Origin of the sequence: Hydrogenophaga sp., assembly GCF_051860785.1 — a bacterium.
Lineage (GTDB): Bacteria > Pseudomonadota > Gammaproteobacteria > Burkholderiales > Burkholderiaceae_C > Hydrogenophaga.
Window position 1 is genome coordinate 1 of sequence record NZ_JBIMLB010000023.1, and the last position, 26,378, is coordinate 26,378.

The 26,378-nt window shown below is 63.8% G+C and carries 34 protein-coding genes and 1 tRNA gene; 28 read left to right on the forward strand and 7 right to left on the reverse strand.

Features of this window, described 5'->3' with window-relative positions; genetic code table 11:
- Window positions 1-605, forward strand: a 605-nt coding sequence (locus ACTIF6_RS22560) for an IS30 family transposase (protein ID WP_439590003.1), incomplete at its 5' end; no start/stop codon positions are given.
- Window positions 606-728: 123 nt separating this feature from the next.
- On the opposite strand, the gene proC is transcribed toward ACTIF6_RS22560, so the two are convergent.
- The 3 genes from proC to ACTIF6_RS22575 are packed head-to-tail and all read right to left on the reverse strand — an operon-like array spanning window position 729 to window position 3,847.
- Window positions 729-1,556, reverse strand: a complete 828-nt coding sequence (gene proC / locus ACTIF6_RS22565) for a pyrroline-5-carboxylate reductase (RefSeq protein WP_439590004.1) — start codon at window positions 1,554-1,556, stop codon at window positions 729-731.
- A 4-nt stretch (window positions 1,557-1,560) separates the two neighbouring features.
- Window positions 1,561-3,054, reverse strand: a complete 1,494-nt coding sequence (glpK, locus tag ACTIF6_RS22570; protein WP_439590005.1) for a glycerol kinase GlpK — start codon at window positions 3,052-3,054, stop codon at window positions 1,561-1,563.
- 10 nt (window positions 3,055-3,064) lie between these two features.
- Complete coding sequence (locus ACTIF6_RS22575) at window positions 3,065-3,847, reverse strand: DeoR/GlpR family DNA-binding transcription regulator (protein ID WP_439590006.1); 783 nt, start codon at window positions 3,845-3,847, stop codon at window positions 3,065-3,067.
- A 167-nt stretch (window positions 3,848-4,014) separates the two neighbouring features.
- Here ACTIF6_RS22575 and ACTIF6_RS22580 point away from each other — a divergent pair, with 167 nt between their 5' ends.
- The 26 genes from ACTIF6_RS22580 (at window position 4,015) to ACTIF6_RS22705 (ending at window position 20,922) form a co-directional block, all read left to right on the forward strand.
- Complete coding sequence (locus ACTIF6_RS22580; RefSeq protein ID WP_439590007.1) at window positions 4,015-5,091, forward strand: ABC transporter ATP-binding protein; 1,077 nt, start codon at window positions 4,015-4,017, stop codon at window positions 5,089-5,091.
- Window positions 5,091-6,167: an ABC transporter ATP-binding protein gene (locus tag ACTIF6_RS22585; RefSeq protein WP_439590008.1), complete on the forward strand. Its 1,077-nt coding sequence runs from the start codon at window positions 5,091-5,093 to the stop codon at window positions 6,165-6,167. Before ACTIF6_RS22580 ends, ACTIF6_RS22585 begins: the two co-directional genes overlap by 1 nt.
- Window positions 6,164-7,057, forward strand: coding sequence for a carbohydrate ABC transporter permease (locus ACTIF6_RS22590; RefSeq protein WP_439590009.1), 894 nt, complete (start codon window positions 6,164-6,166; stop codon window positions 7,055-7,057). Before ACTIF6_RS22585 ends, ACTIF6_RS22590 begins: the two co-directional genes overlap by 4 nt.
- 71 nt (window positions 7,058-7,128) lie before the next feature.
- On the forward strand, window positions 7,129-7,941 hold the full coding sequence (locus ACTIF6_RS22595) for a carbohydrate ABC transporter permease (RefSeq protein ID WP_439590010.1): 813 nt from the start codon (window positions 7,129-7,131) through the stop codon (window positions 7,939-7,941).
- A gap of 1 nt (window position 7,942) precedes the next feature.
- Entirely contained in the window at window positions 7,943-8,251 is a 309-nt protein-coding gene (locus ACTIF6_RS22600; RefSeq protein ID WP_439590011.1) for a DUF2160 domain-containing protein, read from the forward strand.
- Between the two features lie 89 nt (window positions 8,252-8,340).
- Complete coding sequence (locus ACTIF6_RS22605; RefSeq protein ID WP_439590012.1) at window positions 8,341-10,074, forward strand: ABC transporter substrate-binding protein; 1,734 nt, start codon at window positions 8,341-8,343, stop codon at window positions 10,072-10,074.
- Between the two features lie 70 nt (window positions 10,075-10,144).
- Window positions 10,145-11,719, forward strand: coding sequence for an FAD-dependent oxidoreductase (locus ACTIF6_RS22610; protein WP_439590013.1), 1,575 nt, complete (start codon window positions 10,145-10,147; stop codon window positions 11,717-11,719).
- 176 nt (window positions 11,720-11,895) lie between these two features.
- Window positions 11,896-12,264, forward strand: coding sequence for a 50S ribosomal protein L14 (gene rplN / locus ACTIF6_RS22615; protein WP_056268999.1), 369 nt, complete (start codon window positions 11,896-11,898; stop codon window positions 12,262-12,264).
- Between the two features lie 9 nt (window positions 12,265-12,273).
- Window positions 12,274-12,594: a 50S ribosomal protein L24 gene (gene rplX / locus ACTIF6_RS22620; RefSeq protein ID WP_439590014.1), complete on the forward strand. Its 321-nt coding sequence runs from the start codon at window positions 12,274-12,276 to the stop codon at window positions 12,592-12,594.
- A 2-nt stretch (window positions 12,595-12,596) separates the two neighbouring features.
- Window positions 12,597-13,136: a 50S ribosomal protein L5 gene (gene rplE, locus ACTIF6_RS22625; RefSeq protein WP_297396180.1), complete on the forward strand. Its 540-nt coding sequence runs from the start codon at window positions 12,597-12,599 to the stop codon at window positions 13,134-13,136.
- An 8-nt stretch (window positions 13,137-13,144) separates the two neighbouring features.
- Entirely contained in the window at window positions 13,145-13,450 is a 306-nt protein-coding gene (gene rpsN / locus ACTIF6_RS22630; protein WP_086122371.1) for a 30S ribosomal protein S14, read from the forward strand.
- Window positions 13,451-13,468: 18 nt separating this feature from the next.
- On the forward strand, window positions 13,469-13,864 hold the full coding sequence (rpsH, locus tag ACTIF6_RS22635; protein ID WP_086122372.1) for a 30S ribosomal protein S8: 396 nt from the start codon (window positions 13,469-13,471) through the stop codon (window positions 13,862-13,864).
- 22 nt (window positions 13,865-13,886) lie between these two features.
- Window positions 13,887-14,420 (forward strand): 50S ribosomal protein L6, encoded by a 534-nt coding sequence (gene rplF / locus ACTIF6_RS22640; RefSeq protein WP_086122373.1) that lies wholly within the window; start codon window positions 13,887-13,889, stop codon window positions 14,418-14,420.
- 11 nt (window positions 14,421-14,431) lie between these two features.
- The gene (gene rplR, locus ACTIF6_RS22645; RefSeq protein WP_086122374.1) at window positions 14,432-14,797 is read left to right on the forward strand and encodes a 50S ribosomal protein L18; all 366 of its coding nucleotides are present in this window, start codon (window positions 14,432-14,434) and stop codon (window positions 14,795-14,797) included.
- Between the two features lie 18 nt (window positions 14,798-14,815).
- Entirely contained in the window at window positions 14,816-15,334 is a 519-nt protein-coding gene (gene rpsE / locus ACTIF6_RS22650; RefSeq protein WP_086122375.1) for a 30S ribosomal protein S5, read from the forward strand.
- A gap of 11 nt (window positions 15,335-15,345) precedes the next feature.
- On the forward strand, window positions 15,346-15,528 hold the full coding sequence (gene rpmD / locus ACTIF6_RS22655; protein ID WP_086122376.1) for a 50S ribosomal protein L30: 183 nt from the start codon (window positions 15,346-15,348) through the stop codon (window positions 15,526-15,528).
- 14 nt (window positions 15,529-15,542) lie between these two features.
- Window positions 15,543-15,977 (forward strand): 50S ribosomal protein L15, encoded by a 435-nt coding sequence (gene rplO / locus ACTIF6_RS22660; protein WP_439590015.1) that lies wholly within the window; start codon window positions 15,543-15,545, stop codon window positions 15,975-15,977.
- A gap of 22 nt (window positions 15,978-15,999) precedes the next feature.
- Complete coding sequence (secY, locus tag ACTIF6_RS22665) at window positions 16,000-17,319, forward strand: preprotein translocase subunit SecY (RefSeq protein WP_439590016.1); 1,320 nt, start codon at window positions 16,000-16,002, stop codon at window positions 17,317-17,319.
- A gap of 4 nt (window positions 17,320-17,323) precedes the next feature.
- On the forward strand, window positions 17,324-17,542 hold the full coding sequence (gene infA / locus ACTIF6_RS22670) for a translation initiation factor IF-1 (protein ID WP_066267877.1): 219 nt from the start codon (window positions 17,324-17,326) through the stop codon (window positions 17,540-17,542).
- 43 nt (window positions 17,543-17,585) lie between these two features.
- Entirely contained in the window at window positions 17,586-17,699 is a 114-nt protein-coding gene (rpmJ, locus tag ACTIF6_RS22675; protein WP_009514917.1) for a 50S ribosomal protein L36, read from the forward strand.
- A gap of 23 nt (window positions 17,700-17,722) precedes the next feature.
- A complete protein-coding gene (rpsM, locus tag ACTIF6_RS22680; protein WP_086122379.1) occupies window positions 17,723-18,088 on the forward strand; it encodes a 30S ribosomal protein S13 in 366 nt (121 codons plus the stop codon).
- An 18-nt stretch (window positions 18,089-18,106) separates the two neighbouring features.
- The gene (gene rpsK / locus ACTIF6_RS22685; RefSeq protein ID WP_056268973.1) at window positions 18,107-18,511 is read left to right on the forward strand and encodes a 30S ribosomal protein S11; all 405 of its coding nucleotides are present in this window, start codon (window positions 18,107-18,109) and stop codon (window positions 18,509-18,511) included.
- 149 nt (window positions 18,512-18,660) lie between these two features.
- The gene (gene rpsD / locus ACTIF6_RS22690) at window positions 18,661-19,284 is read left to right on the forward strand and encodes a 30S ribosomal protein S4 (RefSeq protein WP_428289079.1); all 624 of its coding nucleotides are present in this window, start codon (window positions 18,661-18,663) and stop codon (window positions 19,282-19,284) included.
- 90 nt (window positions 19,285-19,374) lie between these two features.
- Entirely contained in the window at window positions 19,375-20,361 is a 987-nt protein-coding gene (locus ACTIF6_RS22695; protein WP_086122381.1) for a DNA-directed RNA polymerase subunit alpha, read from the forward strand.
- A gap of 71 nt (window positions 20,362-20,432) precedes the next feature.
- Window positions 20,433-20,828, forward strand: a complete 396-nt coding sequence (rplQ, locus tag ACTIF6_RS22700) for a 50S ribosomal protein L17 (RefSeq protein ID WP_439590017.1) — start codon at window positions 20,433-20,435, stop codon at window positions 20,826-20,828.
- Window positions 20,829-20,845: 17 nt separating this feature from the next.
- Window positions 20,846-20,922: transfer RNA gene (locus ACTIF6_RS22705), tRNA-Met, on the forward strand.
- 80 nt (window positions 20,923-21,002) lie between these two features.
- On the opposite strand, the gene ACTIF6_RS22710 is transcribed toward ACTIF6_RS22705, so the two are convergent.
- From ACTIF6_RS22710 to ACTIF6_RS22720, 3 genes are all read right to left on the reverse strand, one after another.
- The gene (locus ACTIF6_RS22710; protein ID WP_439590018.1) at window positions 21,003-21,944 is read right to left on the reverse strand and encodes an MBL fold metallo-hydrolase; all 942 of its coding nucleotides are present in this window, start codon (window positions 21,942-21,944) and stop codon (window positions 21,003-21,005) included.
- A 19-nt stretch (window positions 21,945-21,963) separates the two neighbouring features.
- Window positions 21,964-23,664 carry an AMP-binding protein gene (locus ACTIF6_RS22715; RefSeq protein ID WP_439590019.1) on the reverse strand — a complete coding sequence of 567 codons (1,701 nt, stop codon included), beginning with the start codon at window positions 23,662-23,664 and terminating at the stop codon, window positions 21,964-21,966.
- A 114-nt stretch (window positions 23,665-23,778) separates the two neighbouring features.
- Window positions 23,779-24,525, reverse strand: coding sequence for an FFLEELY motif protein (locus tag ACTIF6_RS22720; RefSeq protein WP_439590020.1), 747 nt, complete (start codon window positions 24,523-24,525; stop codon window positions 23,779-23,781).
- A 70-nt stretch (window positions 24,526-24,595) separates the two neighbouring features.
- Here ACTIF6_RS22720 and ACTIF6_RS22725 point away from each other — a divergent pair, with 70 nt between their 5' ends.
- Entirely contained in the window at window positions 24,596-25,597 is a 1,002-nt protein-coding gene (locus tag ACTIF6_RS22725) for an esterase/lipase family protein (RefSeq protein WP_439590021.1), read from the forward strand.
- On the opposite strand, the gene phhA is transcribed toward ACTIF6_RS22725, so the two are convergent.
- A complete protein-coding gene (gene phhA, locus ACTIF6_RS22730) occupies window positions 25,519-26,373 on the reverse strand; it encodes a phenylalanine 4-monooxygenase (RefSeq protein WP_439590022.1) in 855 nt (284 codons plus the stop codon). The two genes, ACTIF6_RS22725 and phhA, sit on opposite strands and share 79 nt — an antisense overlap.
- Window positions 26,374-26,378: the final 5 nt, after the last annotated feature.

The window sequence follows — 26,378 nt, forward strand, 5'->3', positions numbered from 1 at the left end:
AGAAGGAACTGTTGGCGCACCTCAGGCGCACCCGCGGGATGCGTCGATCTCGTCACTACACGCAGAAGACAGCCATTCACGGACAGATCGCCGATGCTGTTTCGATCAGCGAGCGCCCCGCCTGCGCTGCAGACCGAGCGGTACCAGGTCACTGGGAAGGGGACCTGGTCTTTGGCAGTGGCAAGAGCCAGATCGCGACATTGGTCGAGCGTCAAACGCGATACGTAATGTTGGTGAAGCTGGATGGCAAAGACTCGCAAACGGTCGTCAACGCGCTCATCAAGAACGCCCGAAAACTGCCGCAAGAGCTCTACAAGTCACTGACCTGGGATAGAGGCACGGAGATGCATGCGCACAAGCAGTTCACGGTCGCCACGGACATCCAGGTCTATTTCTGCGATCCACAAAGCCCGTGGCAACGCGGAAGCAACGAGAACACGAACGGGCTGCTCAGGCAGTACATGCCCAAGGGTATGGATATCTCGGGGTTCTCACAGCTTCAGCTCAACGCGATCGCGAGACAATTGAACGAGAGGCCGCGCAAGACGCTCGGCTTCCACACACCCGCTGAGATGTTCAGCGAATGTGTTGCGTCGACCGGTTGAATCCGCCGCCAGAAGCGGACATTCAACTCACATCAACATGATCGCGCTTAACCCTCGAGGCGGCTCCAGCCGCCGGGGGACAGCCGCGGAGGAGTGCACACGGCGTCCGCGAGCCCGCGTGAGTTACTTGCCGAACTCGCGGCCAAGTTCCTCCGCGCGTTTTTGCGCGGCGAACAACGCCTCTTCAAACCTGGCTTTCACACCCGCCGACTCCATCGACGTGAGTGCGGCGTAGGTCGTGCCGCCCTTGGAGGTGACGCGCTCGCGCAGCGTCTGCGGCGGATCTTCGGAGCGCTGAGCCAGCGTGGCGGCCCCCACGAAGGTTCCTACAGCAAGCTGGTAGGCCACTTCGGGTGGCAGTCCCATGCGGCTGCCCGCGTCGCGCATGGCCTCGAGGAAATAGAACACATAGGCGGGACCCGAGCCCGACAGCGCGGTCACGGCGTCGAGTTGCGCTTCTGCCGTGACCCACACCAGTTCGCCGGTGGTTTTCACCACGGTCTCCACAAGACCACGGTCCGCCGCGCTCGCGCCTTCGCGCGCGAACAGGCCGGTCATGCCCAGGCCCACGAGTGCGGGCGTGTTGGGCATGGCGCGCACGACGCGCTGCGTCTGCAGCCAGGCCGAAATGCTGTCGCTGGTGATGCCGGCAGCCACGCTCAGGTGCAGTGCGCCACCCAGGTGGGTTTGACTGGCCAGCGCAGCGGCCTTGAACGTTTGCGGCTTGACGGCCCAGACCACCAGATCGGAGGCCTTCTGGAGCCCGCTGCTTTCGGGCAGCAGGGTCACGCCGGGGAATTGCTGCGCGAGTTTCGCGCGTTGCTCGTCAAAAGGCTCGACCACCTGCACGGCGTTGGCCGGATGGCCCTGGCGCAGCAGGCCGCCGACGATGGCGCTGGCCATGTTGCCGCCGCCGATGAAGGTGATGGTGGGTGAGGTGGACGTGTTCATGCGGCTATTGTCGGGTGCTCTGCCGCACGGCCCGCTCCCATTGCGCCATCTTCTCCTGTGCCTGTTCGCGCGGCATGGCCGGCTGGAAGGTCCGCTCGGCACGCCACTGTGCGGACAGTTCGTCCGTCCCGCTGTACACGCCCGCCTGCAGGCCGGCCAGGTAGGCCGCCCCCAGCGCGGTGGTCTCGATCACTTCCGGCCGCACCACCGGGATGCCCAGCAGATCGGCCTGGAACTGCATCAGCAGGTTGTTCACGCAGGCGCCGCCATCCACCCGCAGTTCGCGCACCGGCACGCCGCCCGCAGCCACGGCGTCGCGACTCATGGCTTCGAGCAAGGCCGCGCTCTGGAAGGCGATGCTCTCCAGCGCCGCGCGCGCAATGTGGGCCATGGTGGTGCCGCGCGTGATGCCGGTGATGCTGCCGCGCGCGTCCGGTTGCCAGTAGGGTGCGCCCAGGCCGGTGAAGGCCGGCACCAGCACCACGCCGCCGGCATCGGGCACGCTCTCGGCCAGCGCCTGCACCTCGCTGCTGGCCTCGATGGCGCGCAGCCCGTCGCGCAGCCATTGCACCACCGCGCCGCCGATGAACACGCTGCCTTCCAGCGCGTACTGCGGCGTTCCATCGCGCTGGGCGGCAGCCGTGGTGATCAGGCCGTTCTCGCTGGTCTGGAACCGCTCACCGGTGTGCATGAGCATGAAGCAGCCCGTGCCATAGGTGTTCTTGGCCATGCCGGCCTGGAAGCAGGCCTGGCCGAACAGCGCACTCTGCTGATCGCCGGCCACGCCGCCGACCTCCAGTGGTGCACCCAGCCACTCGGCCCGCATGCGACCGAAAGGGGCGCTGGAGGGCAGGGCCTCGGGCATCAGGCTGCGCGGGATGTCGAGCAAGGCCATGAGTTCTTCGTCCCACTGGCGGCTGTGGACGTTGAACAGCAGCGTGCGGGACGCGTTGCTGAAGTCGGTGACATGGCGCTGGCCGCCCGTGAGCTGCCAGATCAGCCAGGTGTCCACCGTGCCGAAAGCAAGCTCGCCGCGCTCGGCCTGTGCGCGCACGCCCGGCACATTGTCGAGAATCCACTTGAGCTTGGTGCCGGAGAAATAGGCGTCGATGCGCAGCCCGGTCTTCTGCCGCACGGTGTCCTCATGGCCCTGCTCGCGCAACGCGGCGCAGGTGTCCTCGGCCCGGCGGTCCTGCCAGACGATGGCGTTGTACACGGGCTCGCCGGTCTTGCGGTTCCACACGAGCGTGGTTTCGCGCTGGTTGGTGATGCCCACCGCCTGGATCTGCTCTGCGCGCAGCTTCGCTTGCTGGAGCGCCTCGCGCGCGGTTTCCAGCTGCGTCTGCCACAGGTCGAGCGGGTTGTGTTCGACCCAGCCTGGCTTCGGGTAGATCTGGGCGAACTCGCGTTGCGCCATGGTCACCACGCGGCCTGCGCCGTCGAAAACAATGGTGCGCGAGCTGGAGGTGCCCTGGTCCAGGGCCAGCAGGTAGGTCATGTGGAAGGTCTCAGGCGTTGTCGGTGGAGACGCCGGTGATCACACATTCGACGTTGCCCAGCGCGAGCAGTTCGTCGAAAGGCGGGGGCGGGGGCAGGTCGGTGAACACCACGTCCAGGTCGTCCAGCCGGGCCAGTTCCACCATGGCCGGGCGGTTGAACTTGCTGTGGTCGGCCGCCAGCCACACCTCTCGGGATTGTTCGACGATGGCGCGCGCGACCTTCACCTCGCGGTAGTCGAAGTCGCGCAGCGAACCATCGGCCTCGATGCCGCTGATGCCGATCAGGCCGATGTCGACCTTGAACTGGCGCATGAAGTCCACCGTGGCCTCGCCCACGATGCCCTGGTCGGCGCTGCGCACCTGGCCACCAGCCACGATCACCTCGCAGTCCGGGTGCGTGCTCATGAGCGAAGCGATGTGCAGGTTGTTGGTGATCACGCGCAGGCCGCGGTGGTGATGCAGTTCGCGCGCCACGGCTTCGATGGTGGTGCCGATGTTCATGATCAGCGAGCAGCCGTTGGGCACGCGCCGCGCCACGGCACGCGCAATGCGCGTCTTCGCGTCCGACTGCATGGCCTGGCGCTGGCGGTAGGCGATGTTCTCCGTGGTGGAGCCCGGCTGCCGCACGCCGCCATGGAAGCGCGACAGCAGGCCAGCCTCGGCCAGGCGCTGAACGTCCCGGCGCACGGTCTGCAGGGTGACGCCGAAACGGTCGGCCAAAGCCTCGATGGTCTGTGGGCCGTGTGCGCGCACTTCGTCGAGCAACTGGGTGTGTCGGGGATTGAGGTTCATCGGGGGAGGGCGGGCGTCTGGGTCAAAGCTACCCGAACATAACGGAATTTTTTTGGGCCCCAGTCAGGGTAAGTACCGAATAAAAAGGAACATAAACGAACAATAGAATCGCTGAAACGAATCGTGCCCCTTTCAGCAGGTGTGCGGTTTTTCACACAGGGATTCGAATGCAGCTTTCTCTGGAGCAAGTGGGCAAGACCGTCGGGCCTGCCGTCCACCTCTACCCGCAAAGCCTGACCCTGGCGCCGCGCGCCGTTACGGTGCTGCTGGGTGCCACGCAGGCGGGCAAGACCAGCCTGATGCGCGTGATGGCTGGCCTGGATGTGGCCAGCACCGGCCGGGTGGTGGCCGATGGTGTGGACGTGACGCGCGTGCCGGTGCGCCAGCGCAACGTGGCCATGGTCTACCAGCAGTTCGTCAACTACCCGTCGATGACGGTGGCGCAGAACATCGCTTCGCCGATGCGCCTGCGCGGTGAACGTGATGTGGACCAGCGCGTGCGCGAACTCGCTGAGCGGCTCCACATCGAGATGTTCCTGGACCGCCTGCCCGCCGAACTCTCGGGTGGCCAGCAACAGCGCGTGGCGCTGGCCCGCGCACTGGCCAAGCGCGCGCCGCTGATGCTGTTCGACGAGCCCCTGGTGAACCTGGACTACAAGCTGAGGGAGGAACTGCGCGAGGAGCTCACGCAACTGTTCGCCAGCGGCGATGCCACCGTGGTGTACGCCACCACCGAGCCGGGCGAAGCGCTGCTGCTGGGGGGCTACACGGCGGTGATGGACGCGGGCGAGCTGCTGCAGTACGGCCCGACGGCCGAGGTGTTTCACACGCCGCAGAGCATCCGCGTGGCGCGCGCCTTCAGCGATCCACCCATGAACCTGATGGCCGCTGAGGCGGTGGCCGGTGGCGTGCGGGTGCCAGGCGGCGAGGTGTGGCCGCTGTCCCTGCCGCCCGACGCGCCGGCGCGCCTCACGCTCGGCCTGCGCGCCGGCGGTCTGCGCGTGGTCGCGCGGCCCGGTGACGTGGCCTTGGCGGGGCGCGTCGAGCTGGCCGAGATCGCCGGCTCCGACACCTTCGTGCACGTGCACACCGCGGTGGGCGAACTGGTGGCCCAGCTCTCCGGCGTGCACGACTGCCCGCTCGGTGACCCGATCACGCTGTACCTGCAGCCCGCGAGCCTCTTCGTCTTCGACGCAGAAGGACCGCTCGTGCACGCGCCGGCTCGGCCAGGAGGGGCACGCTGATGGCCCGCATCGAACTCGACCTGGCGCATGCCTACAAGCCGAACCCGAAGGCGGACGAGGACTACGCGCTGTTGCCGTTGAAGATGACCTTCGAAGACGGTGGCGCCTATGCGTTGCTCGGTCCCTCGGGCTGCGGCAAGACCACCATGCTCAACATCATGTCGGGCTTGCTGGTGCCGTGCACGGGGACGGTGCACTTCAACGGCAAGGACGTGACGCGCCAGAGTCCGCAGCAGCGCAACATCGCGCAGGTGTTCCAGTTCCCGGTGATCTACGACACCATGACCGTGGCGCAGAACCTGGCGTTCCCGCTGCGCAACCGCAAGGTGCCGGAAGCCGAGATCCGGGTGCAGGTAGGGCGCATCGCCGAGATGCTGGAGATGAGCCACCAGCTGGACCAGCGCGCGGCCAACCTGTCTGCCGACCAGAAGCAGAAGATCTCGCTGGGTCGTGGCCTGGTGCGCTCGGACGTGTCGGCAGTGCTGTTCGACGAGCCACTCACGGTGATCGACCCGCACCTGAAATGGCAACTGCGGCGCAAGCTCAAACAGATCCACCACGAACTCAAGCTCACGCTGATCTATGTGACGCACGACCAGGTGGAGGCGCTGACCTTTGCCGACGAGGTCGTGGTGATGACGCGTGGCCGGGCGGTGCAGGTGGGCTCGGCCGAGGCGCTGTTCGAGCGGCCGGCACACACCTTCGTCGGTCACTTCATCGGCTCGCCAGGCATGAACTTCCTGCCAGCCACCAGCGTGCGTGGTGGTTTGGTGGTGCTGGACCACCCGCTGGCGCTGACCCGTGGCCATGTGTTGCCCGAGGGGCCGATCAAGCTCGGCATTCGTCCCGAATACCTGTCACTGGGCGAGGCCGGCGAGCCCGACACCCTGCCCGCGAAAGTGACGCGGGTGCAGGACATCGGTACTTACGTGATGGTCACCTGCGAAGTGGGTGAACACCGCCTCAAGTGCCGACTGGCGCCCGAGGCCGTGCTGCCGGCGGTGGGCGACACGGTGCACCTTCGCGTGCTCGGCCAGCACACCTGCTTCTACCAGGATGAGGTATTGATCCAATGAGCGCGACCACCAAACCCGTGAACCAGAAGGCGTGGTGGCTCGTGCTGCCGGTCATTCTCTGTGTGGCGTTTTCTGCCGTGTTGCCGCTGATGACGGTGGTGAACTACTCGGTCCAGGACGTGCTCTCGCCCGATCGGCGCGTGTTCGTCGGCACCGAGTGGTTCGCCGCCGTGATGCGCGACGAGGAACTGCACCTGGCGCTGTGGCGGCAGATCCAGTTCTCGCTGGCGGTGTTGGTGGTCGAGATTCCGCTCGGCATCGCACTGGCGCTGTCCATGCCCGCGCAGGGCTGGAAATCGTCGGCCGTGCTGGTGCTGGTGGCGCTGTCGCTGCTCATTCCCTGGAACGTGGTCGGCACCATCTGGCAGATCTTCGGCCGCGCCGACATCGGCTTGCTGGGTTACTTCCTGCAATGGGCGGGCATGGACTACAGCTACACCGGCAACCCCGTGCACGCGTGGTGGACGGTGCTCATGATGGATGTGTGGCACTGGACACCGCTGGTCGCGCTGCTGGCTTTCGCGGGGCTGCGCAGCATTCCCGACGCCTACTACCAGGCCGCCGCCATCGACGGCGCGAGCAAGTGGGCGGTGTTCCGCTACATCCAGCTGCCCAAGATGCGCGGTGTGCTGATGATCGCGGTGCTGCTGCGCTTCATGGACAGCTTCATGATCTACACCGAGCCCTTCGTGCTCACCGGCGGTGGCCCCGGCAACGCCACCACCTTCCTCTCGCAGTACCTCACCACCAAGGCCGTCGGCCAGTTCGACCTCGGCCCGGCGGCGGCGTTCTCGCTGATCTATTTCCTCATCATCCTGCTGTTCTGCTTCGTGCTCTACAACTGGATGCAGAGCCTGGGCACGTCCGAGAAGGAGCAGGGACATGGATGATTTTTCGCCGAGCCGCCTCAAGAAAAATTGCTCTCCCCTGGGGGGATGGCGCGCAGCGTCAAGGGGGCTCCATGGATAACCGGCGCTTCAGGAAGAGGACGCTGTTCCTCATCGCCTACCTGATCTTTGCCCTGTTGCCCATCTACTGGATGGTCAACATGAGCTTCAAGACCAACCAGGAGATCCTCTCCTCGTTCACGCTCTGGCCGGCCGAATTCACCTGGGCCAACTACCAGACCATCTTCATCGACCCGTCGTGGTACTCGGGTTACATCAACAGCCTGATCTACGTGGGCATCAACACGGTGATCTCGCTCACCGTGGCACTGCCGGCGGCCTACGCGTTCTCCCGCTACCGTTTTCTGGGTGACAAGCACGTGTTCTTCTGGCTGCTCACCAACCGCATGACACCGCCCGCGGTGTTCCTGTTGCCGTTCTTTCAGCTCTACACCACGCTGGGCCTGATGGACACACACATCGCCGTGGCCATGGCGCACCTGCTGTTCAACGTGCCACTGGCGGTGTGGATTCTCGAAGGCTTCATGAGCGGCATCCCGCGCGAGATCGACGAGACCGCCTACATCGACGGCTACAGCTTTCCGCGTTTCTTCTTCACCATCTTCCTGCCGCTCATCAAGGCGGGCGTGGGTGTGGCGGCGTTTTTCTGCTTCATGTTCAGCTGGGTGGAGCTGTTGCTCGCGCGCACGCTCACCAGCGTGAACGCCAAGCCCATCGTGGCCACCATGACGCGCACCGTGAGCGCCAGCGGCATGGACTGGGCCACGCTGGCCGCCGCGGGCGTGCTCACGATCGTGCCGGGCGCGATCGTGATCTGGTTCGTGCGGCACTACATCGCCAAGGGCTTTGCCATGGGGAGGGTCTGACATGTTCAGCTGGATGGTCTGGACCACCCCAGTGGCCATTTTCTTCACCTGCATCGGGCTCATGCTGGTCGGCATGACGGTGTGGGAAATCAAGTCGCCCACCGTTGAGCGCAAAGGCTTCCTGCCCATGGCTACCACGCGCGGCGACCGCCTGTTCATCGGCCTGCTCGGCGCTGCCTACATCAACCTGGCCTTCATCGGCATGGCGGGATGGTTCACGCAATGGTTCTCGCTGGAGCAGGAGCCCAGCATCTGGTGGGCCTTTGTGGTGTCCATGGGCTGGCTGTTGCTGGCGCTGCGAAAAGGCTGAATCGGTTTCCATTCCGGCATTCGGCCCATTGTTTCCCCGGGGCCGAGACCTGTCACACACCGGGGAAGCACATCGCTAGAGGAGACAGCATGAAATTGAGACATACCGTCCTGGCCATGGCCGCGCTGATGGCCATGGGCTCTCTGCCCGCGTGGGCCGACGAGGCCGCCGCCAAAAGGTGGATCGACAGCGAATTCCAGCCTTCCACCCTGAGCAAGGCCCAGCAGGCCACCGAGATGAAGTGGTTCATCGACGCCGCGGCCAAGCTCAAGGCCAAAGGCGTGAAGGAGATCTCGGTGGTTTCCGAGACCATCACCACGCATGAGTACGAGAGCAAGACACTGGCCAGGGCCTTCACCGAAATCACCGGCATCACCGTCAAGCACGACCTCATTCAAGAAGGCGATGTCGTGGAGAAACTGCAGACTTCCATGCAATCGGGCAAGTCGATCTACGACGGCTGGATCAGCGATTCCGACCTGATCGGCACGCACTACCGCTACGGCAAGATCATGAACCTGACCGACTACATGGCCGGCAAGGGCAAGGAGTTCACCAACCCGGGCCTGGACATCAAGGACTTCATCGGCACCAGCTTCACCACCGGACCCGACAAGAAGCTCTACCAGCTGCCCGACCAGCAGTTCGCCAACCTGTACTGGTTCCGCGCCGACCTGTTCGCGCGCCAGGACCTCAAGGACAAGTTCAAGGCCAAGTACGGCTACGACCTGGGCGTGCCGCTGAACTGGAGCGCCTACGAAGACATCGCCGAGTTCTTCACCAACGACGTCAAGACCATCGATGGCAAGCCGATTTATGGCCACATGGACTACGGCAAGAAGGACCCTTCGCTGGGCTGGCGCTTCACCGACGCCTGGTTGTCGATGGCCGGCACCGCCGACGTGGGCATCCCCAATGGCAAGCCGGTGGACGAATGGGGCATTCGCGCATCGGCCGATGGCTGCACCCCGCTGGGTGCGAGCGTCTCCCGGGGTGGCGCTACCAATTCACCGGCGGCCGTGTACGCGCTCACCAAGTACGTGGACTGGATGAAGAAATACGCGCCCAAGGAAGCCACCGGCATGACCTTCGGCGAAGCCGGCCCTGTGCCTGCACAAGGACAGATCGCGCAGCAGATCTTCTGGTACACCGCCTTCACCGCCGACATGACCAAGCCCGGCCTGCCGGTGGTCAATGCCGATGGCACGCCGAAGTGGCGCATGGCCCCTGGCCCCAACGGCCCGTACTGGAAGCAGGGCATGCAGAACGGCTACCAGGACGTGGGCTCCTGGACCTTCTTCGAGAAGCACGACGCCAACCGCACGGCGGCGGCCTGGCTGTACGCGCAGTTCGTGACCGCCAAGACCACCTCGCTCAAGAAGACCATCGTGGGCCTCACGCCCATTCGCGAGAGCGACATCCAGAGCAAGGCCATGACCGACATGGCGCCCAAGCTCGGCGGACTGGTGGAGTTCTACCGCAGCCCCGCGCGCGTGGCCTGGACGCCCACCGGCACCAACGTGCCCGACTACCCCAAGCTGGCCCAGCTCTGGTGGCAGAACGTGGCGCAGGCGGTGACTGGCGAGAAGACGCCTCAGGCTGCCATGGACAGCCTTGCCGACCAGATGGACCAGGTCATGTCGCGGTTGGAGCGCGCCGGCATGGAGCGTTGTGCGCCCAAGCTCAACGCCAAGGGCGATCCCAACAAGTACCTCAGCGACAAGGCCGCGCCCTGGAAGAAGCTGGCCAATGAGAAGCCCAAGGGAGAAACCATCGCCTACGACCAGCTGCTCAACGCATGGAAGAATGGCAAGGTCCGCTGAACCCTGGCCCTGCCGCCTGTAGCAACCTGCCCCTCGCGCCTTTCAGGTGCGAGGGGCCATCCTCTCACCCATGAAACGCGCAGAACTGCTTGCATCGCTCACCTCATCGCCCGATTTCGATCTGGCCATCGTGGGGGGCGGTGCCACGGGTCTGGGCGTGGCGCTCGATGCGGCGCTGCGCGGTTTTTCCGTGGTGCTGCTGGAGTCGCACGATTTCGCGGGAGGGACCTCCTCTCGCTCCACCAAGTTGCTGCACGGCGGCGTGCGTTACCTCGCACAGGGCAACCTGGCGCTGGTGCGCGAGGCGCTGGCGGAGCGCGCCACGGTGTTGCGCATCGCGCCCCATCTGGCGCAGCCGCTGCCCTTCGTCATGCCGTCCTACCGCTGGTGGCAGACCCCTTTCTATGGCCTGGGCCTCAAGCTGTACGACCTGCTCGCCGGTGGCGCGGGCCTGGGCCCCACCGAGTTCCTGAATCGCCAGCAGGCGATGGAGGCGTTGCCGGGCGTGAACCCGGAGGGGCTGCGCGGAGGCGTCAAGTACTGGGATGGGCAATTCGACGATGCCCGATTGGCGCTGGCACTGGCGCGCAGCGCCGAAGCCGCAGGTGCCCGGGTGCTCAATTACGCCGAAGTGACGGCCGTGCGCCAGGCATCCGATGGGCAAGGCCGGGTGGCCACGCTGGAGGCATTCGACCGCCGTACCGGCGCGGCCTTCTCGGTTCGCGCGCGCTGTGTGGTCAACGCCACCGGCGTCTGGGTGGATGCACTGCGCGACCGCACGCAACCGCCGGCAGCTGGCGAACCCTCTCACATGGTGAGCCCCAGTCAGGGTGTGCACGTGGTGGTGGACCGCAACTTCATGCCCGGCGGTCACGCCCTGCTGGTGCCGCGCACGCGCGACGGAAGGGTGCTTTTCGCCGTGCCCTGGCTCGGCAAGCTGGTGCTGGGCACCACCGACACTCCCCGCAAGGATCTGCCGCGCGAGCCCGACGCCTTTGCCGAAGAGCTCGAATTCATCCTGGCGGAGGCCGGCCAGGCGCTCAGCCGGCCGGTGCGCCGCGCCGACATCCGCAGTCTCTGGGTCGGCTTGCGGCCCCTGGTGGCGGCGCCCGCATCGGCCGACGGGGGCACCCAGGCGCTGTCGCGCGAGCACACCATCGTGGTCGACGCCAACGGGCTGGTCACCGTGACCGGCGGCAAATGGACGACCTACCGCGCCATGGCCGAAGACGTTCTGGATCACTGTTTCGACAGTCAATTGCTGCCGCGACGGCCCGGCGGACACAGTGCCGCCCATCGCCTGCTCGGCGCCGGCATGACAGGCCTTCCGCCTACGCCTTTGCATGCCGCGCCGGGCATGCACCTTTATGGGTCGGAATGGGCGGAAGTGCAGAAATGCAAGGGTCTGGGCAATTTGCTGGGCATGGGTTTGAATGAAGCCATGGTGCGCCACGCGGCACGGGTGGAGTTCGCCCAGACCGTCGAGGACGTGCTCGCCCGCCGCTGGCGCGTGCTGTTCCTGGATGCGCGAGAGGCCGCCCGCATGGCCCCGGCCGTGGCGGCCATCCTGGCAGAAGAGCTCGGAACCGACCCCGATCTGGCGGGTTTCCAGGCGTTGTGCGAACGCTACCTGCCCGTGGTTTGACGCCAAAAGCAAACCGTGCCATAATTTGCGGCTTCGCTTGAAAAGGCGGAGAGCTATCTGCCCACCGAAAGGGGCTCCTGCTGGTGCAACGCCAGGACGGGCCTTGAACGACGGGCCCAAGACTGATCACTTCCGGCCGTGGTGGCTGGAGGGATTCAAGTTGGGACTTAAATCAAATGATCCAAACGCAATCTCGACTCGATGTTGCCGACAACACGGGTGCCAAGTCCGTGATGTGCATCAAGGTGCTCGGCGGCTCCAAGCGCCGTTACGCCAGCGTGGGCGACGTCATCAAAGTCACCATCAAGGAAGCAGCGCCCCGTGGCCGCGTCAAAAAAGGCGAGGTTTACAACGCTGTGGTGGTGCGCACCGCCAAGGGTATTCGCCGCCAGGACGGCGCCCTGATCAAATTCGACGGCAACGCTGCAGTGTTGCTCAACGCCAAGCTGGAGCCCATCGGCACCCGCATCTTCGGACCGGTCACGCGCGAACTGCGCACCGAGAAGTTCATGAAGATCGTGTCGCTGGCACCCGAGGTTCTCTGAGGAATCATCATGAACAAGATTCGTAGTGGCGATGAAGTCATCGTGATTGCCGGGCGCGACAAGGGTAAGCGCGGCAAGGTTGTGTTGCGCAGCAGCGAAGACCGTGTGGTGGTCGAAGGCGTGAACCTCGTCAAGAAGCACGCCAAGCCGAACCCTGCCAAGGGCGAAACCGGCGGCATCATCGAGAAAACCATGCCCATCCACCAGTCCAACGTCGCCATCTTCAATGGCGCCACCGGCAAGGCGGATCGTGTGGGCATCAAGCTCCTGGCAGACGGCAAGAAAGTGCGCGTCTTCAAGTCCAGTGGCGAAGAAATCAAGGCGGCATGACCATGGCACGTTTGCAAGAAGTTTTCCGCGACACCATCGCGCCGGATCTCATGAAGAAGTTCGGCTACAAGTCGACGATGGAAGTGCCGCGCATCACCAAGATCACGCTCAACATGGGCGTGAGCGAGGCTGTGGCCGACAAGAAGGTCATGGACAACGCCGTGGGCGACCTGACCAAGATCGCTGGACAGAAGCCAGTGGTGACCAAGGCCCGCAAGGCCATTGCGGGTTTCAAGATCCGCGAACAGCAGGCCATCGGCTGCATGGTGACCCTGCGCGGTGCCCGCATGTACGAATTCCTGGACCGCTTCGTCACCGTGGCGTTGCCCCGCGTGCGCGACTTCCGTGGTATCTCCGGCCGTTCTTTCGACGGCCGTGGCAACTACAACGTCGGCGTCAAGGAACAGATCATCTTCCCTGAGATCGAGTACGACAAGGTCGATGCCTTGCGCGGTCTCAACATCAGCATCACGACGACCGCCAAGAACGATGAAGAGTGCAAGGCTCTTCTGGCTGGTTTCCGTTTCCCGTTCAAGAACTGAGGTGGCGCGTGGCTAAACAAGCACTTCTCCAACGTGAACTCAAGCGCGAAAAGCTCGCGGCCAAGTTCGCCAAGAAATACACCGAGTTGAAGGCAACCGCCAACGACGCCAAGAAGAGCGACGAAGAGCGCGATGCGGCCCGCCTGGGTCTGCAGAAGCTGCCCCGCAATTCGAATCCGACCCGTCAGCGCAACCGCTGCGAGATCACCGGTCGTCCGCGCGGCACCTTCGCCCACTTCGGCCTGGCTCGCGCCAAGGTTCGTGAAATGGCGTTTGCCGGTGAAATTCCCGGCATCACCAAAGCCAGCTGGTAAGCCCTAGGAGAACCACAAATGAGCATGAGTGATCCTATCGCTGACATGTTGACCCGCATCCGCAACGCGCAGATGGTCGAAAAGGCCAGCGTTTCGATGCCGGCTTCCAAGGTCAAGGCCGCGATTGCCCAGGTCCTGAAGGACGAGGGCTATATCGACGGATTCCAGGTCAAGAGCACCGACGGCAAGAACGAACTCGAGATTGCCCTGAAGTACTACGCAGGCCGTCCCGTGATCGAGCGCATCGAGCGCGTGAGCCGTCCTGGCCTGCGCGTCTACCGCGGCCGCAACGCCATTCCCCAGGTCCAGAACGGCCTGGGCGTGGCCATCGTCACCACTCCGCAAGGCGTGATGACCGACCGCAAGGCGCGCGCCACCGGTGTCGGTGGCGAAGTCCTGTGTTACGTCGCCTGATGCGGGCATTGAGGAGAAACTAATGTCACGTATTGGAAAACTGCCGGTCACCGTCCCCAACGGGGTGGAAGTCGCGGTCAAGGACGACCTGATCAATGTCAAGGGCACCCTGGGTGCTCTGGCGCTGGCGCAGAACGCGCTGGTCAAGGTGGAGAACAAGGCCGGCGTGCTGACCTTCGTTCCCGCAAACGAATCTCGCGAAGCCAATGCCATGTCGGGCACCATGCGCCAGCTGGTCAACAACATGGTCAATGGCGTGAGCAAGGGTTTCGAAAAGAAGCTGACCCTGCTGGGCGTGGGCTACAAGGCTCAGGCACAGGGTGCCAAGCTCAACCTCACGGTTGGCTACTCCCACCCCGTGGTGATGGACATGCCCGCCGGCATCAAGGTGGAAACGCCGACGCCGACCGAGATCGTGATCAAGGGTTCGGACCGTCAGCGTGTGGGCCAGATCGCTTCCGAGGTGCGAGCCGTTCGCCCTCCCGAGCCCTACAAGGGCAAGGGCATCCGTTATGCGGATGAGAAGGTCGTGATCAAGGAAACCAAGAAGAAATAAGGATCAGGATCATGTTGACCAAGAAAGAGCAACGTCTGCGCCGCGCGCGTCAAACGCGCATCCGCATTGCACAGCAAGGTGCCGTGCGCCTGACCGTGAACCGCACCAACCTGCACATCTACGCCAACGTCATTTCCGACGATGGCTCCAAGGTGCTGGCCTCTGCCTCTACGGCCGAAGCCGAAGTGCGCGCCCAGATCGGTGGTGCCGGCAAGGGCGGCAATGCCGCCGCCGCCGCCATCATCGGCAAGCGCATTGCCGAGAAGGCGAAAGCCGCCGGCATCGAGAAGGTGGCCTTCGACCGCTCCGGTTTTGCCTATCACGGCCGGGTGAAAGCCCTGGCAGACGCGGCCCGTGAAGCCGGTCTGCAGTTCTGATCAAACGGAATATTCAAAATGGCTAAATTTACGGCAAACATCAAGAACGAAGCGAACGAAGACGGCCTGCGCGAGAAGATGATCGCGATCAACCGCGTGACCAAGGTGGTCAAGGGCGGCCGCATTCTTGGCTTCGCTGCACTCACCGTGGTCGGTGATGGCGACGGTCGCGTCGGCATGGGCAAGGGCAAGGCGCGTGAAGTGCCGGTGGCCGTGCAGAAAGCCATGGAACAAGCCCGTCGCAACATGATCAAGGTTTCGCTCAAGAACGGCTCGCTGCACCACAGCGTGCACGGCGAGCACGGCGCTTCGAACGTCATGATGCTGCCGGCCGCCAAGGGTACCGGCATCATTGCCGGCGGCCCGATGCGCGCGGTCTTCGAAGTGCTGGGCATCACCGATGTCGTGGCCAAGAGCCATGGCTCGAGCAACCCCTACAACCTGGTGCGCGCCACGCTGGACGCGCTGAAGAACTCGACCACCCCCGCCGACGTGGCCGCCAAGCGCGGCAAGTCGGTGGAAGAAATCGTGGGCTGAACGGAGCGATCATGACCACTCAAAACACCGTCAAGGTCCAACTGGTGCGCAGCCCCATTGGTACCAAGCAGTCGCACCGCGATACCGTTCGCGGCCTGGGCCTGCGCAAGCTCAACAGCATCAGCGAGCTGCAGGACACGCCCGCCGTGCGCGGCATGATCAACAAGATCAGCTACCTGGTCAAAATCGTCTGATCGGAGTCACTGACATGCAACTCAACACCATCAAGCCTTCCGAAGGCTCCAAGCATGCCAAGCGCCGTGTCGGTCGTGGCATTGGCTCCGGTTTGGGCAAGACCGCTGGTCGTGGCCACAAGGGTCAGAAGTCCCGCTCGGGCGGTTACCACAAGGTCGGCTTCGAAGGCGGCCAGATGCCGCTGCAGCGCCGGCTGCCCAAGCGTGGCTTCAAGTCCGCGCAACTGCAGTTCAATGCTGAAGTCACCCTGGCAGATCTCAATGCGCTCGAAGTTGCTGAAGTGGACTTGCTGGTGCTGAAGCAGTCCGGCCTGGTGTCGCAACTGGCCAAGCGCGTGAAGGTCGTCAAGACCGGTGAGATCACCCGCGCGGTGACGCTCAAGGACATCAGCGCGACTGCCGGCGCCAAGCAGGCCATTGAAGCTGCTGGCGGCTCGCTGGCCGCCTGACCGGAACTGAACGGAAGCACTCGTGGCAACTGGTTCGACGTCCCTGGCCAAAACCGGAAAGTTCGGTGACTTGCGTCGCCGTCTCGTCTTTCTGCTGCTGGCGCTGGTGGTCTACCGCATCGGGGCGCACATCCCCGTGCCCGGCATCGACCCCGCGCAACTGGAACGTCTGTTTCAGGGGCAGCAGGGCGGTATTCTGAGCCTGTTCAACATGTTCTCGGGCGGCGCGCTTTCACGCTTCACCGTGTTCGCGCTGGGGATCATGCCGTACATCTCGGCCTCGATCATCATGCAGCTCATGACTTACGTGGTGCCCACGTTCGAGCAACTGAAGAAAGAGGGCGAAGCCGGTCGCCGCAAGATCACCCAGTACACGCGCTATGGCACGTTGGGTCTGGCTATCTTCCAGTCCATGGGCATTGCCCTTGCGCTGGAGGGGCAGGCTGGTCTCGTGATCGATCCGGGAATGGGCTTCCGCCTCACCGCCGTGGTGAGCCTGGTAGCCGGTACGATGTTCCTGATGTGGCTTGGCGAGCAGATCACCGAACGCGGTCTGGGCAACGGCATCTCGATCCTGATCTTCGCGGGCATTGCCGCTGGGTTGCCAAGTGCCGTGGGCGGTCTGCTGGAGCTGGTGCGCACCGGCGCCATGAACATCCTGGTGTCGATCTTCATCATCGCCCTGGTGATCCTGGTCACGTACTTCGTGGTGTTTGTCGAACGCGGTCAGCGCAAGATTCTGGTGAATTACGCACGCCGTCAGGTGGGCAACAAGGTGTACGGGGGCCAGTCCTCGCACCTGCCGCTCAAGCTGAACATGGCTGGTGTGATTCCTCCCATCTTTGCGTCCAGCATCATCCTGCTGCCCACCACGGTGGTGAGCTGGGTGAGCACCGGGGATTCCACCCGTTGGCTGCGCGACATCGCTTCGGCGCTGTCGCCTGGACAGCCGATTTACGTGGCGCTGTACGCCGCGGCCATCATTTTCTTCTGCTTCTTCTACACGGCGCTGGTGTTCAACAGCCGTGAAACGGCAGACAACCTGAAGAAGAGCGGCGCGTTCATTCCCGGCATTCGTCCCGGTGACCAGACCGCTCGCTATATCGACAAGATTCTTTTGCGGCTGACGCTGGCTGGTGCCATTTACATCACCGCCGTCTGTCTGCTGCCCGAGTTCCTGATCCTGAAGTACAACGTGCCGTTCTATTTTGGCGGTACCTCCCTGTTGATCATCGTGGTGGTCACCATGGACTTCATGGCCCAGGTTCAGAATTACATGATGTCGCAGCAATATGAGTCGCTGCTGAAAAAGGCCAACTTCAAAACCTCCCTCGGCAATTAGTTTTATGGCCAAGGATGACGTGATCGAGATGCAAGGTGAGGTTGTTGAAAACCTCCCCAATGCAACCTTCAGGGTCAAGCTCGAAAACGGTCATGTGGTTCTGGGGCATATCTCCGGAAAGATGCGGATGCACTACATCCGGATCCTCCCGGGGGACAAGGTCAAGGTGGAGCTCACGCCCTACGACCTCACGCGGGCGCGGATCGTGTTCCGATCGAAGTGAGTGGTCAGCTGTTGAATGTTTTAGGAATATCTAGGAGAAGACTATGAGAGTTTCGGCTTCGGTCAAGAAAATGTGCCGCAACTGTAAGATCATCAAGCGGCATGGTGTGGTGCGCGTCATCTGCACCGACCCGCGTCACAAACAGCGTCAAGGCTGATTGGTTAGTTCAGAGGACCCAACATGGCTCGTATTGCAGGCATCAACATTCCGCCGCACAAGCACGCCGAAATCGGCTTGACGGCAATCTTTGGCATTGGTCGCACCCGCGCTCGCAAGATCTGCGAAGCCTGTGGCATCGACTACTCCAAGAAGATCAAGGACCTGAGCGACGCGGAGCTTGAAAAAGTGCGCGATCAGGTCGGTGTGTTCACGATCGAGGGTGACCTGCGCCGTGAAACCACCATGAACATCAAGCGTTTGATGGACATCGGTTGCTACCGTGGTTTCCGTCATCGCCGTGGTCTGCCGCTGCGTGGTCAGCGCACCAAGACCAATGCCCGTACGCGCAAGGGTCCCCGCAAGGCTGCCCAGTCGCTGAAGAAGTAATCGGTAAGAAGGACCCTCATGGCCAAGTCTCCCTCCACCAGCGCATCCGCCCGCGTCCGCAAGAAAGTCCGCAAGAACATTGCCGACGGCATTGCGCACGTGCACGCGTCGTTCAACAACACCATCATCACCATCACTGACCGCCAGGGCAACGCCCTGTCGTGGGCTTCGTCGGGTGGCCAGGGTTTCAAGGGTTCGCGCAAGTCGACGCCTTTCGCCGCCCAGGTGGCGTCTGAAGTGGCGGGTCGTGCCGCCATCGAGCAAGGCATCAAGAACCTAGACGTCGAGATCAAGGGCCCTGGCCCGGGTCGTGAGTCTTCGGTGCGCGCGCTGGGTGCCCTGGGCATCCGCATCAACTCGATCTCTGATGTGACGCCGGTGCCGCACAATGGCTGCCGCCCGCAGAAACGCCGCCGCATCTGATGTTCGGCCGCTGACGCGGTATAATCGAAAGCTTTTTTCGAGCGCCACCGCAGTCGCCTGCGGTGGCATTTTTGCTAAGCCCACCGCCACCTTCAATGAAGGGTGGCTCCCGCAACAACAGGTTGCGGCAGTGATACAAGGAAACCAAAGTGGCACGTTACCTCGGCCCCAAGGCCAAACTCTCCCGCCGTGAAGGCGCCGACCTGTTGCTCAAGAGCGCCCGCCGCTCCATCAGCGACAAGGCGAAATTCGACTCCAAGCCCGGCCAGCATGGCCGCACCTCTGGCCAGCGCACCTCCGATTTCGGCGTGCAGCTGCGCGAGAAGCAGAAGGTCAAGCGCACCTACGGTGTGCTCGAGCGCCAGTTCCGCCGCTACTTCGCTGAAGCCGATCGCCGCCGTGGCAACACCGGCGCCAACCTGCTGTTCCTGCTGGAAGCCCGCCTTGACAACGTCGTGTTCCGCATGGGATTCGCATCGACCCGCGCCGAAGCCCGCCAGATCGTTTCGCACAAGGCCATCACGGTCAATGGCAAAGCGGTCAACATTCCTTCTTACTCGGTCAAGGCCGGTGACGTCATCGCGGTGCGCGAGAAGTCGAAGAAGCAGGGCCGTGTGATCGAGGCGCTGGAACTGGCCAAGCAGATTGGCTTCCCTGCCTGGGTCGACGTCTCCGTCGACAAGGTCGAGGGTGTGTTCAAGAAGTCGCCTGATCGTGACGAGTTCGCTTCCGACGTGAACGAATCGCTGATCGTCGAACTGTATTCCCGTTAATTTCGTTCCCGGTCACGCTTTCTGCGCGTCCGGGCCATGCTCCGTCTGCCTTATCGGTGTAACGAGCCGAGGGTACTGAAGGAAGTTTGAATGCTGAACAATCTGCTCAAGCCCAAGACCATCAACGTCGAACAAGTGTCGACCAATCGCGCCAAAGTCACGCTCGAGCCTTTCGAGCGCGGCTATGGCCACACGCTGGGCAATGCCCTGCGTCGGGTTCTGCTGTCCTCCATGACCGGCCATGCGCCGACCGAAGTCACCATCGCCGGGGTGGTGCATGAGTATTCGTCCATCGATGGCGTGCAGGAAGACGTCGTCAACATGCTGCTCAACCTCAAGGGCGTGGTGTTCAAGCTCCACAACCGCGATGAAGTCACGCTGAGCCTGCGCAAGGACGGCGAGGGCCTGGTGACCGCCGCCGATATCCAGACGCCGCACGACGTCGAGATCGTCAACCCCGGCCACGTGATTGCCACGCTGTCTGCCGGCGCCAAGCTGGACATGCAGATCAAGGTGGAAAAAGGCCGCGGCTACGTGCCGGGCAGCCTGCGCCGCAACGACGATCAGGCCCGTTCCATTGGCCGCATCGTCCTCGACGCGTCGTTCTCGCCTGTGAAGCGCGTGAGCTACACCGTGGAAAGCGCCCGCGTCGAGCAGCGCACCGACCTCGACAAGCTCGTGCTCGAAATCGAGACCAATGGCTCGATCGGCCCGGAAGAAGCCGTGCGCGCTTCGGCCAAGATTCTGGTGGAGCAACTCGCGGTGTTCGCGCAGCTCGAAGGCGTGGAACTCTCCGCTTTCGATGCACCTGCCCAGCGCAGCTCGCAACAGTTCGATCCGATCCTGCTGCGCCCCGTGGACGAGCTCGAACTCACCGTTCGTTCGGCCAACTGCCTCAAGGCCGAGAACATCTATTACATCGGTGACCTGATCCAGCGCACCGAGAACGAACTGCTCAAGACCCCCAACCTGGGTCGCAAGTCGCTCAACGAAATCAAGGAAGTGCTTGCTTCGCGCGGGCTGACCTTGGGCATGAAGCTGGAAAACTGGCCGCCCGCCGGCCTCGACAAGCACTGAAGACACGCAACTGTCTGACGAACTCCCAGTACCTGATCCGGCTGGGGGCAAAACACTGAAAGGAAACTCAAATGCGTCACGGACATGGACTCCGCAAACTCAACCGCACCAGCGAGCACCGCCTCGCCATGCTGCGCAACATGATGAACTCGCTGCTCACGCACGAAGTCATCAAGACCACGGTGCCCAAGGCCAAAGAGCTGCGCCGCGTGGTCGAACCCATGATCACTTTGGCCAAGGTGCCCACCGTGGCGAACCGCCGTCTGGCGTTCGACCGTTTGCGCGACCGCGATGTGGTCGTCAAGCTGTTCGACGAACTCGGCCCGCGCTTCAAGGCCCGTCCTGGTGGTTACACGCGCATCCTGAAAATGGGTTTCCGCGTCGGCGACAACGCGCCGATGGCTCTGGTCGAGCTGGTGGATCGCGCAGAGGATGCTGCTCCCACCGCTGAAGCCGACAAGGCGTGATAGAATATAAGGCTTGACGCGGAGTGGAGCAGCCTGGTAGCTCGTTGGGCTCATAACCCAAAGGTCGCAAGTTCAAATCTTGCCTCCGCAACCAAACCAACAAGCCCTTGCTTGTCACTGAAGCCCACGGAAACGTGGGCTTTTTTGTGGGCGTTTCTCGCGCCCGATGGATGGTTAGAGGTTCACCACCAGTTCACCTTCTTGCCGAAGTGCCTGGACGCGCTCGAGTTCCCCGAGCAGGGTGACGAGCCACGCTCTGCTGGCCACGGCATCGTTCTTGAGTTCAGGGGGCAGGCCGCGGACGAAGTAGTCGGTCTGCATGACCCAACTGTGCAGCGCGTCCAAGGGAATGCGTTGCCATTCGAGCAACTTGAACTTGATCAACACTTTGTGCGCATGGCGTCGATGTTTCTCGGGTTGCGTGACGAATTGCTCCAGGCGGCTGCGCGCGCGTGCCAGGGCGCCATCCAGGTCGTGAAAGACCGCGCCGTGCCCGGGTATCACCGTGGTGGGTTGCAGACTTTCAATCAGGTCGAGCGTCTGGGCCACCTCATCAAACGCCGATTCGCCTTCGAGCTCCGGAAACACGATGCCGAAGCCGTTTTCCCACAGCGCGTCGGCCGAGATCAGCACGCGCAACTCAGGTTGAAAAAGCACGATGGAATGCGGATCGTGGCCCTTGGCCGCGTGAACCTCCCAGAGCAACGATCCCATCTGTACTGAGGTTCCGGGTGTCAGCAGACGTTGGTACCTGAACCGGGGGCAGGTCTGGCCCGTGGGTTCGTAAGTGAGCGCCACGGCGTCCCATCGACGAACGGCATCGGCCTGACCCGGTGGTATCCAGATCTCGAGCGACGGATGGGCCTCCTGAAGCGCTGAATTCCCACCGCAGTGATCGCTGTGCAGGTGGGTGTTAAGCAACTGCTCAAGCGGTCGCCCCTGGAGCGCGGCATCCACCAGTGCCACGGTCTGTTCGGCGTGGCTTGAATAGCCGGAGTCCACCAGCGTGGCAGGACCATCGCCCTGGATGAGCGTGTTGTTGGACGAAAGCCAGCCCCGTTCCAGAACGGTGACGCCCGCCAGTACCAGGTCCGCAGATGAACCAGTTGTCGTCATGTGTCTTTCTGAGGACTGCTCAGTGGGGAGAGGGTGTGCGCAGTGCCCGTCGCAGGATTTTGCCCACATTGCTCTTGGGCAGCTCGTCGCGAAACTCGATGTGGCGCGGCCGCTTGTAGCCGGTGAGGTTCTCCTGGCAGAAGCGCGCGACGTCCTCTTCCCGGAGGCTCGGGTCCGAGCGCACGACGAACACCTTGACGGCCTCTCCCTGCTTGTCGTCTTCCACACCGATGGCCGCGCATTCCAGCACACCGGGACACAGGGAGATGGTGTTCTCCAGTTCGCTGGGGAAGACGTTGAAGCCCGACACCAAGATCATGTCTTTTTTGCGGTCGACGATGCGCGTGTAGCCTCGCTCGTCCATCACGCCGACGTCGCCGGTGCGCATGAAGCCGTCGGCGGTGAATGCATTCGCGGTTTCCTCGGGCTGGTTGTAGTAGCCCTGCATCACATTGGGCCCTTTGATGCAGATCTCGCCGGTCTCACCCAGCGCGAGGCTGTTGCCGGCCTCGTCCTTGATGGCGATGTCGATGCCTGGCAACGGCAGGCCGATGGTGCCGCTGAATTCACGCGCGTTCACGGGATTGTTGGTACCGATGGCGCAGGTCTCGCTCATGCCCCAGCCTTCGATCATGGCGCAGCCCGTGACCGACATCCATTGACGCGCCGTGCCTTCGGAGGCGGCCATTCCGCCGGCCTGCGACATCGCCAGTTGCGAGAAGTCGAGTTGACGGAACTGCGGGTTCTGCAGCAGGGCGTTGAACAGGGTGTTGACGGCCGGCAGCAGGTGGAAAGGCCGGCGCTTGAGTGTTTCCACGAATTTCGGAATGTCTCTGGGGTTCGGGATGAGCGTCATGTGCGCGCCCCAGCGGATGCAGAGCAGGCTCAGTGTCAGCGCGAAGATGTGGTACAGCGGCAGGGCGGCGATGCCGTTGACCTTGCGCAGATCGCCCACGCGTTGCAACGCCGGCGAGAACCAGGCTTCGGCCTGCAGGATGGCGGCGATCACGTTCCGGTGCGTGAGCACCGCGCCCTTGGACAAACCGGTGGTGCCACCGGTGTATTGCAGGAACGCCACCGAATCGAGCGTGTCGCTGCTGGGCTGGAGGCGGCGAGATGCCCCTTCGGCCAGCGCATGGCGAAACGAGACGATGGTGCGTGCACCTGTGGCGCCGTTGATGGGCAGCTTGTAGGCCGGGACCATCCTCGCCAGATGGCGCACCGCAAAGGTCAGCCAGCGGCCGTACCAGAAGCCGAGCAGATCGCCCAGGCTGGCAATCACCACGTGTTCCAGCCCGGTGCGGTCGATCACTTCTTCGAGGGTGTGTGCAAAGTTCTCGAGGATGACGATCGCTTGCGCACCCGAGTCCTTGAGCTGGTGCTCCAGCTCGCGAGCGGTGTAGAGCGGGTTGACGTTCACCACGGTGTAGCCCGCGCGGACGACCGCCGCCATGGCCACCAGGAACTGGGGCACGTTGGGCAGCATGATGGCCACCCGCGCACCAGGCGCCAGGCCCCGGCCTTGCAGCCAGGCACCCAGGGCGCTGCTGTATTCGTCGAGCTGGCCGTAGGTCATCCAGCGTTCCATGCAGACGCTGATGGGCTCGCGGGCGTGCTGCTTGAACGACTCTTCCAGCAGCGCCGCCAGCGACCGGTAGCGCTCGGGTGTCACTTCATGTGCAACGCCTTCGGGGTATTGGGAAAGCCAGTGACGGGTCATGGTGGTCCAGGGTGTGCATGGATCGGAACAAGCATTCTGGCAAGGCCTCGATGGCTCGGGAACCGGGCCAGCCCTAGGGGCCTGTCACGCAAAGCACACTGGGCGTTGCGACCTTCAACCCTGGCCTGGGGCACGAGCCAGTTCGGCCGCCAGCGCACGGCTGCATTCCTCCGGAGGCGCGTCGAACAGGGTGCTGATCCAGCGCGACTCCCTCTCGCTGATGGTGTCCAGGAACCGCCGCGCGTCTCCCAGGGCGGCGAAGGCATCGAAACCGCTTTCCAGAAAGTGCTGCAGCGAATCGAGCCCTGCCGCGCGTGCCGGGTTGCGCATCATCCGCAGCGCCAGGCGCAGCGGCTTCATGCGCGTGAGCCGCTGCAGTTCGAGCCCCATGTGCTGCACCACGGCCAGCTGGCGCTCGCGTGCGGGACGGTCATCGGCCAGACGCCAGCTCAGCGTGTACCGGTGCGCACGCGAGAGCCCCGGATCCAGGGAAAGCCATTGACGGGCAAGTTCGTGGTCCAGCACTTCGGTCAACGCGTGGGTTTCAGCCAGATCCACCGCCAGTTGTGCTACCGCTTCGGGGAACAGGCGTTCCAGGGCGCCTGCGATGCGGCCGAACTGGGCATCGCGCTGGGCGAAATCTCGCACACCATAAAGCTCATCCAGGAAAAACCGGGTGGCCGGCGCGCAAGCGGGGTCCTGGATGAGATCGGCATAGGTGGCCCGAAAGCGCTGGGCCTGCAGTTGCTTCACCTCGTTGACCGCCGCACCCAGGCCGGCGCCTTGGGCTTGCAGGCGAAGTTGTTGCACACGGTCCAGATGGGTGCGGATGCGGTCGGCGGCGCTGGCGGGCTGGTTCATGGGCTGAGGATGAACTGGAAAGGTAAGCCCAGTCTAATTCGACGGCCCGGCTGCGTGCGATAGTGTGGCGATGCAGGACACCCCTCCGAATGCCACCTCCTCCGTCGGCGCCCAGCCTGCAGTGCGGGCTCGTTCCGCCCTGGCACGCCTGCAGCAAGGGCTGATGGTGGCCACACTGGTGTTCAGCGCACTGTGGCTGGTCTACTGGTGGCCGCGTGCGCCATGGCTCGCGCTGCTCGGCGTGTTTCTGAGCGTGGGCGGGTACGCGCTGGTGCTGGCCCTCGAAGGGCTGGCCGCGGCCTGGCTGAACCGGCTGGACGAAGCGCCACGCGCGGGGTGGCGCGAGCTGATCGGCGCCTGGTGGCAGGAGGTCTGTGTGGCGCCGCAGGTGTTCGCCTGGCGCCAGCCTTTTCGTTGGGCCAGCCTGCCCGATACCGAAGAGCCTTCAGCGACCGGCACACCCGCCGTGGTGTTCATCCACGGCTTCGTTTGCAACCGCGGCCTCTGGCTGCCGTGGATGCGGCGCCTGCGGGAGCAGGGCGTGCCCTATGTATCGGTCAACCTCGAGCCGGTGTTTGGCAGCATCGACGACTACGCCCAGCTGATTTCAGACGGCGTGCGGCGCGCGCACGCCTTGACAGGGAGTCCACCGATGCTGGTCTGCCACAGCATGGGCGGGCTGGCGGCCCGCGTGTGGCTGGCCAGCGAGCCCGAGACGCTGGTGCACCGGGTGGTCACCATCGGCAGCCCGCACCGTGGCACGTGGCTGGGGCGCTTCAGTCGCGTGGCCAATGGCCGGCAGATGAGGCTGGGCGGCGACTGGTTGCAGGCGTTGCAGGCGCGCGAGGCGCAGATCAGTCCCTCCGACACCTACGCGCGTTTTGTCTGCTGGTATTCGAACGCCGACAACATCGTGTTTCCCGCGTCCACCGCCACCTTGCCGGGAGCCGACAACCGGCTGCTGCCCGGCGCGGCCCACGTGGCGATGGCGTTTCACCCGAGGGTGATGAGCGAGTCGCTCGAGCTGCTGTCCTCTGCGCCCAGTTCCCCGAGCGAGCGCACCGCTTCGTAGAGCGGGGCGAAATCGGGCGCGGTCATCTCGAACAGCTGCTCGAAGCTGTCGATGACAAAATAGGTGGCCTGGAAATCGTCGATCTTGTAGCGCGTGCGCATGCAGCGCAACAGGTCGAGGGCCACGCGCTTCGGCTGCGGGCTGGTCACGCTGTATTTCAGCTCGCTCGACGAGCTGAGGATGCCGGCACCGTAGGCGCGAAGGCCATCGGCCTGGCGCATCAGCCCGAATTCGATCGTGTACCAGTACAGCCGCGAGAGCAGCTCGCCAGCGCCCAGGTCGTGTGCCTTGAGGCCGCCGGCGCCGTAGCGTTGCACGTAGTCGGCGAACACCGGATTGAACAGCAGTGGCACATGGCCGAACAGGTCGTGAAACACGTCCGGTTCGACGATGTAGTCGAATTCGGCGGGCGTGCGGATCCAGTCGGTCACGGGGAAGCGGCGGTTCGCCAGCAGGTCGAAAAACGGGCGCTCCGGGATCAGGCCCGGCACGGCCACGATCTCCCAGCCGGTGGCGGGTTTGAGGCGCTCGTTGATCTCATCGAAGCGGGGAATGCGGTCCTGCACGCCCAGCGAGGGCAGGGCGTCGATGAATGCGTCGCACGCCAGCCCGGGCAGCAGGGCGGTCTGGCGCTCGTAGAGCCGGCGGTAGGTGTCGTGGTCCGCGTCGGTGTACGCCAACCAGTTCTGCGGGCAGGTGTAGTCGGCGCGGGCGCGCGAGTAGTCGCCGCGCGGGGGGCGCTCGCTGGCGCCATAGACAACGGGTTCAACGGCCATGGCGT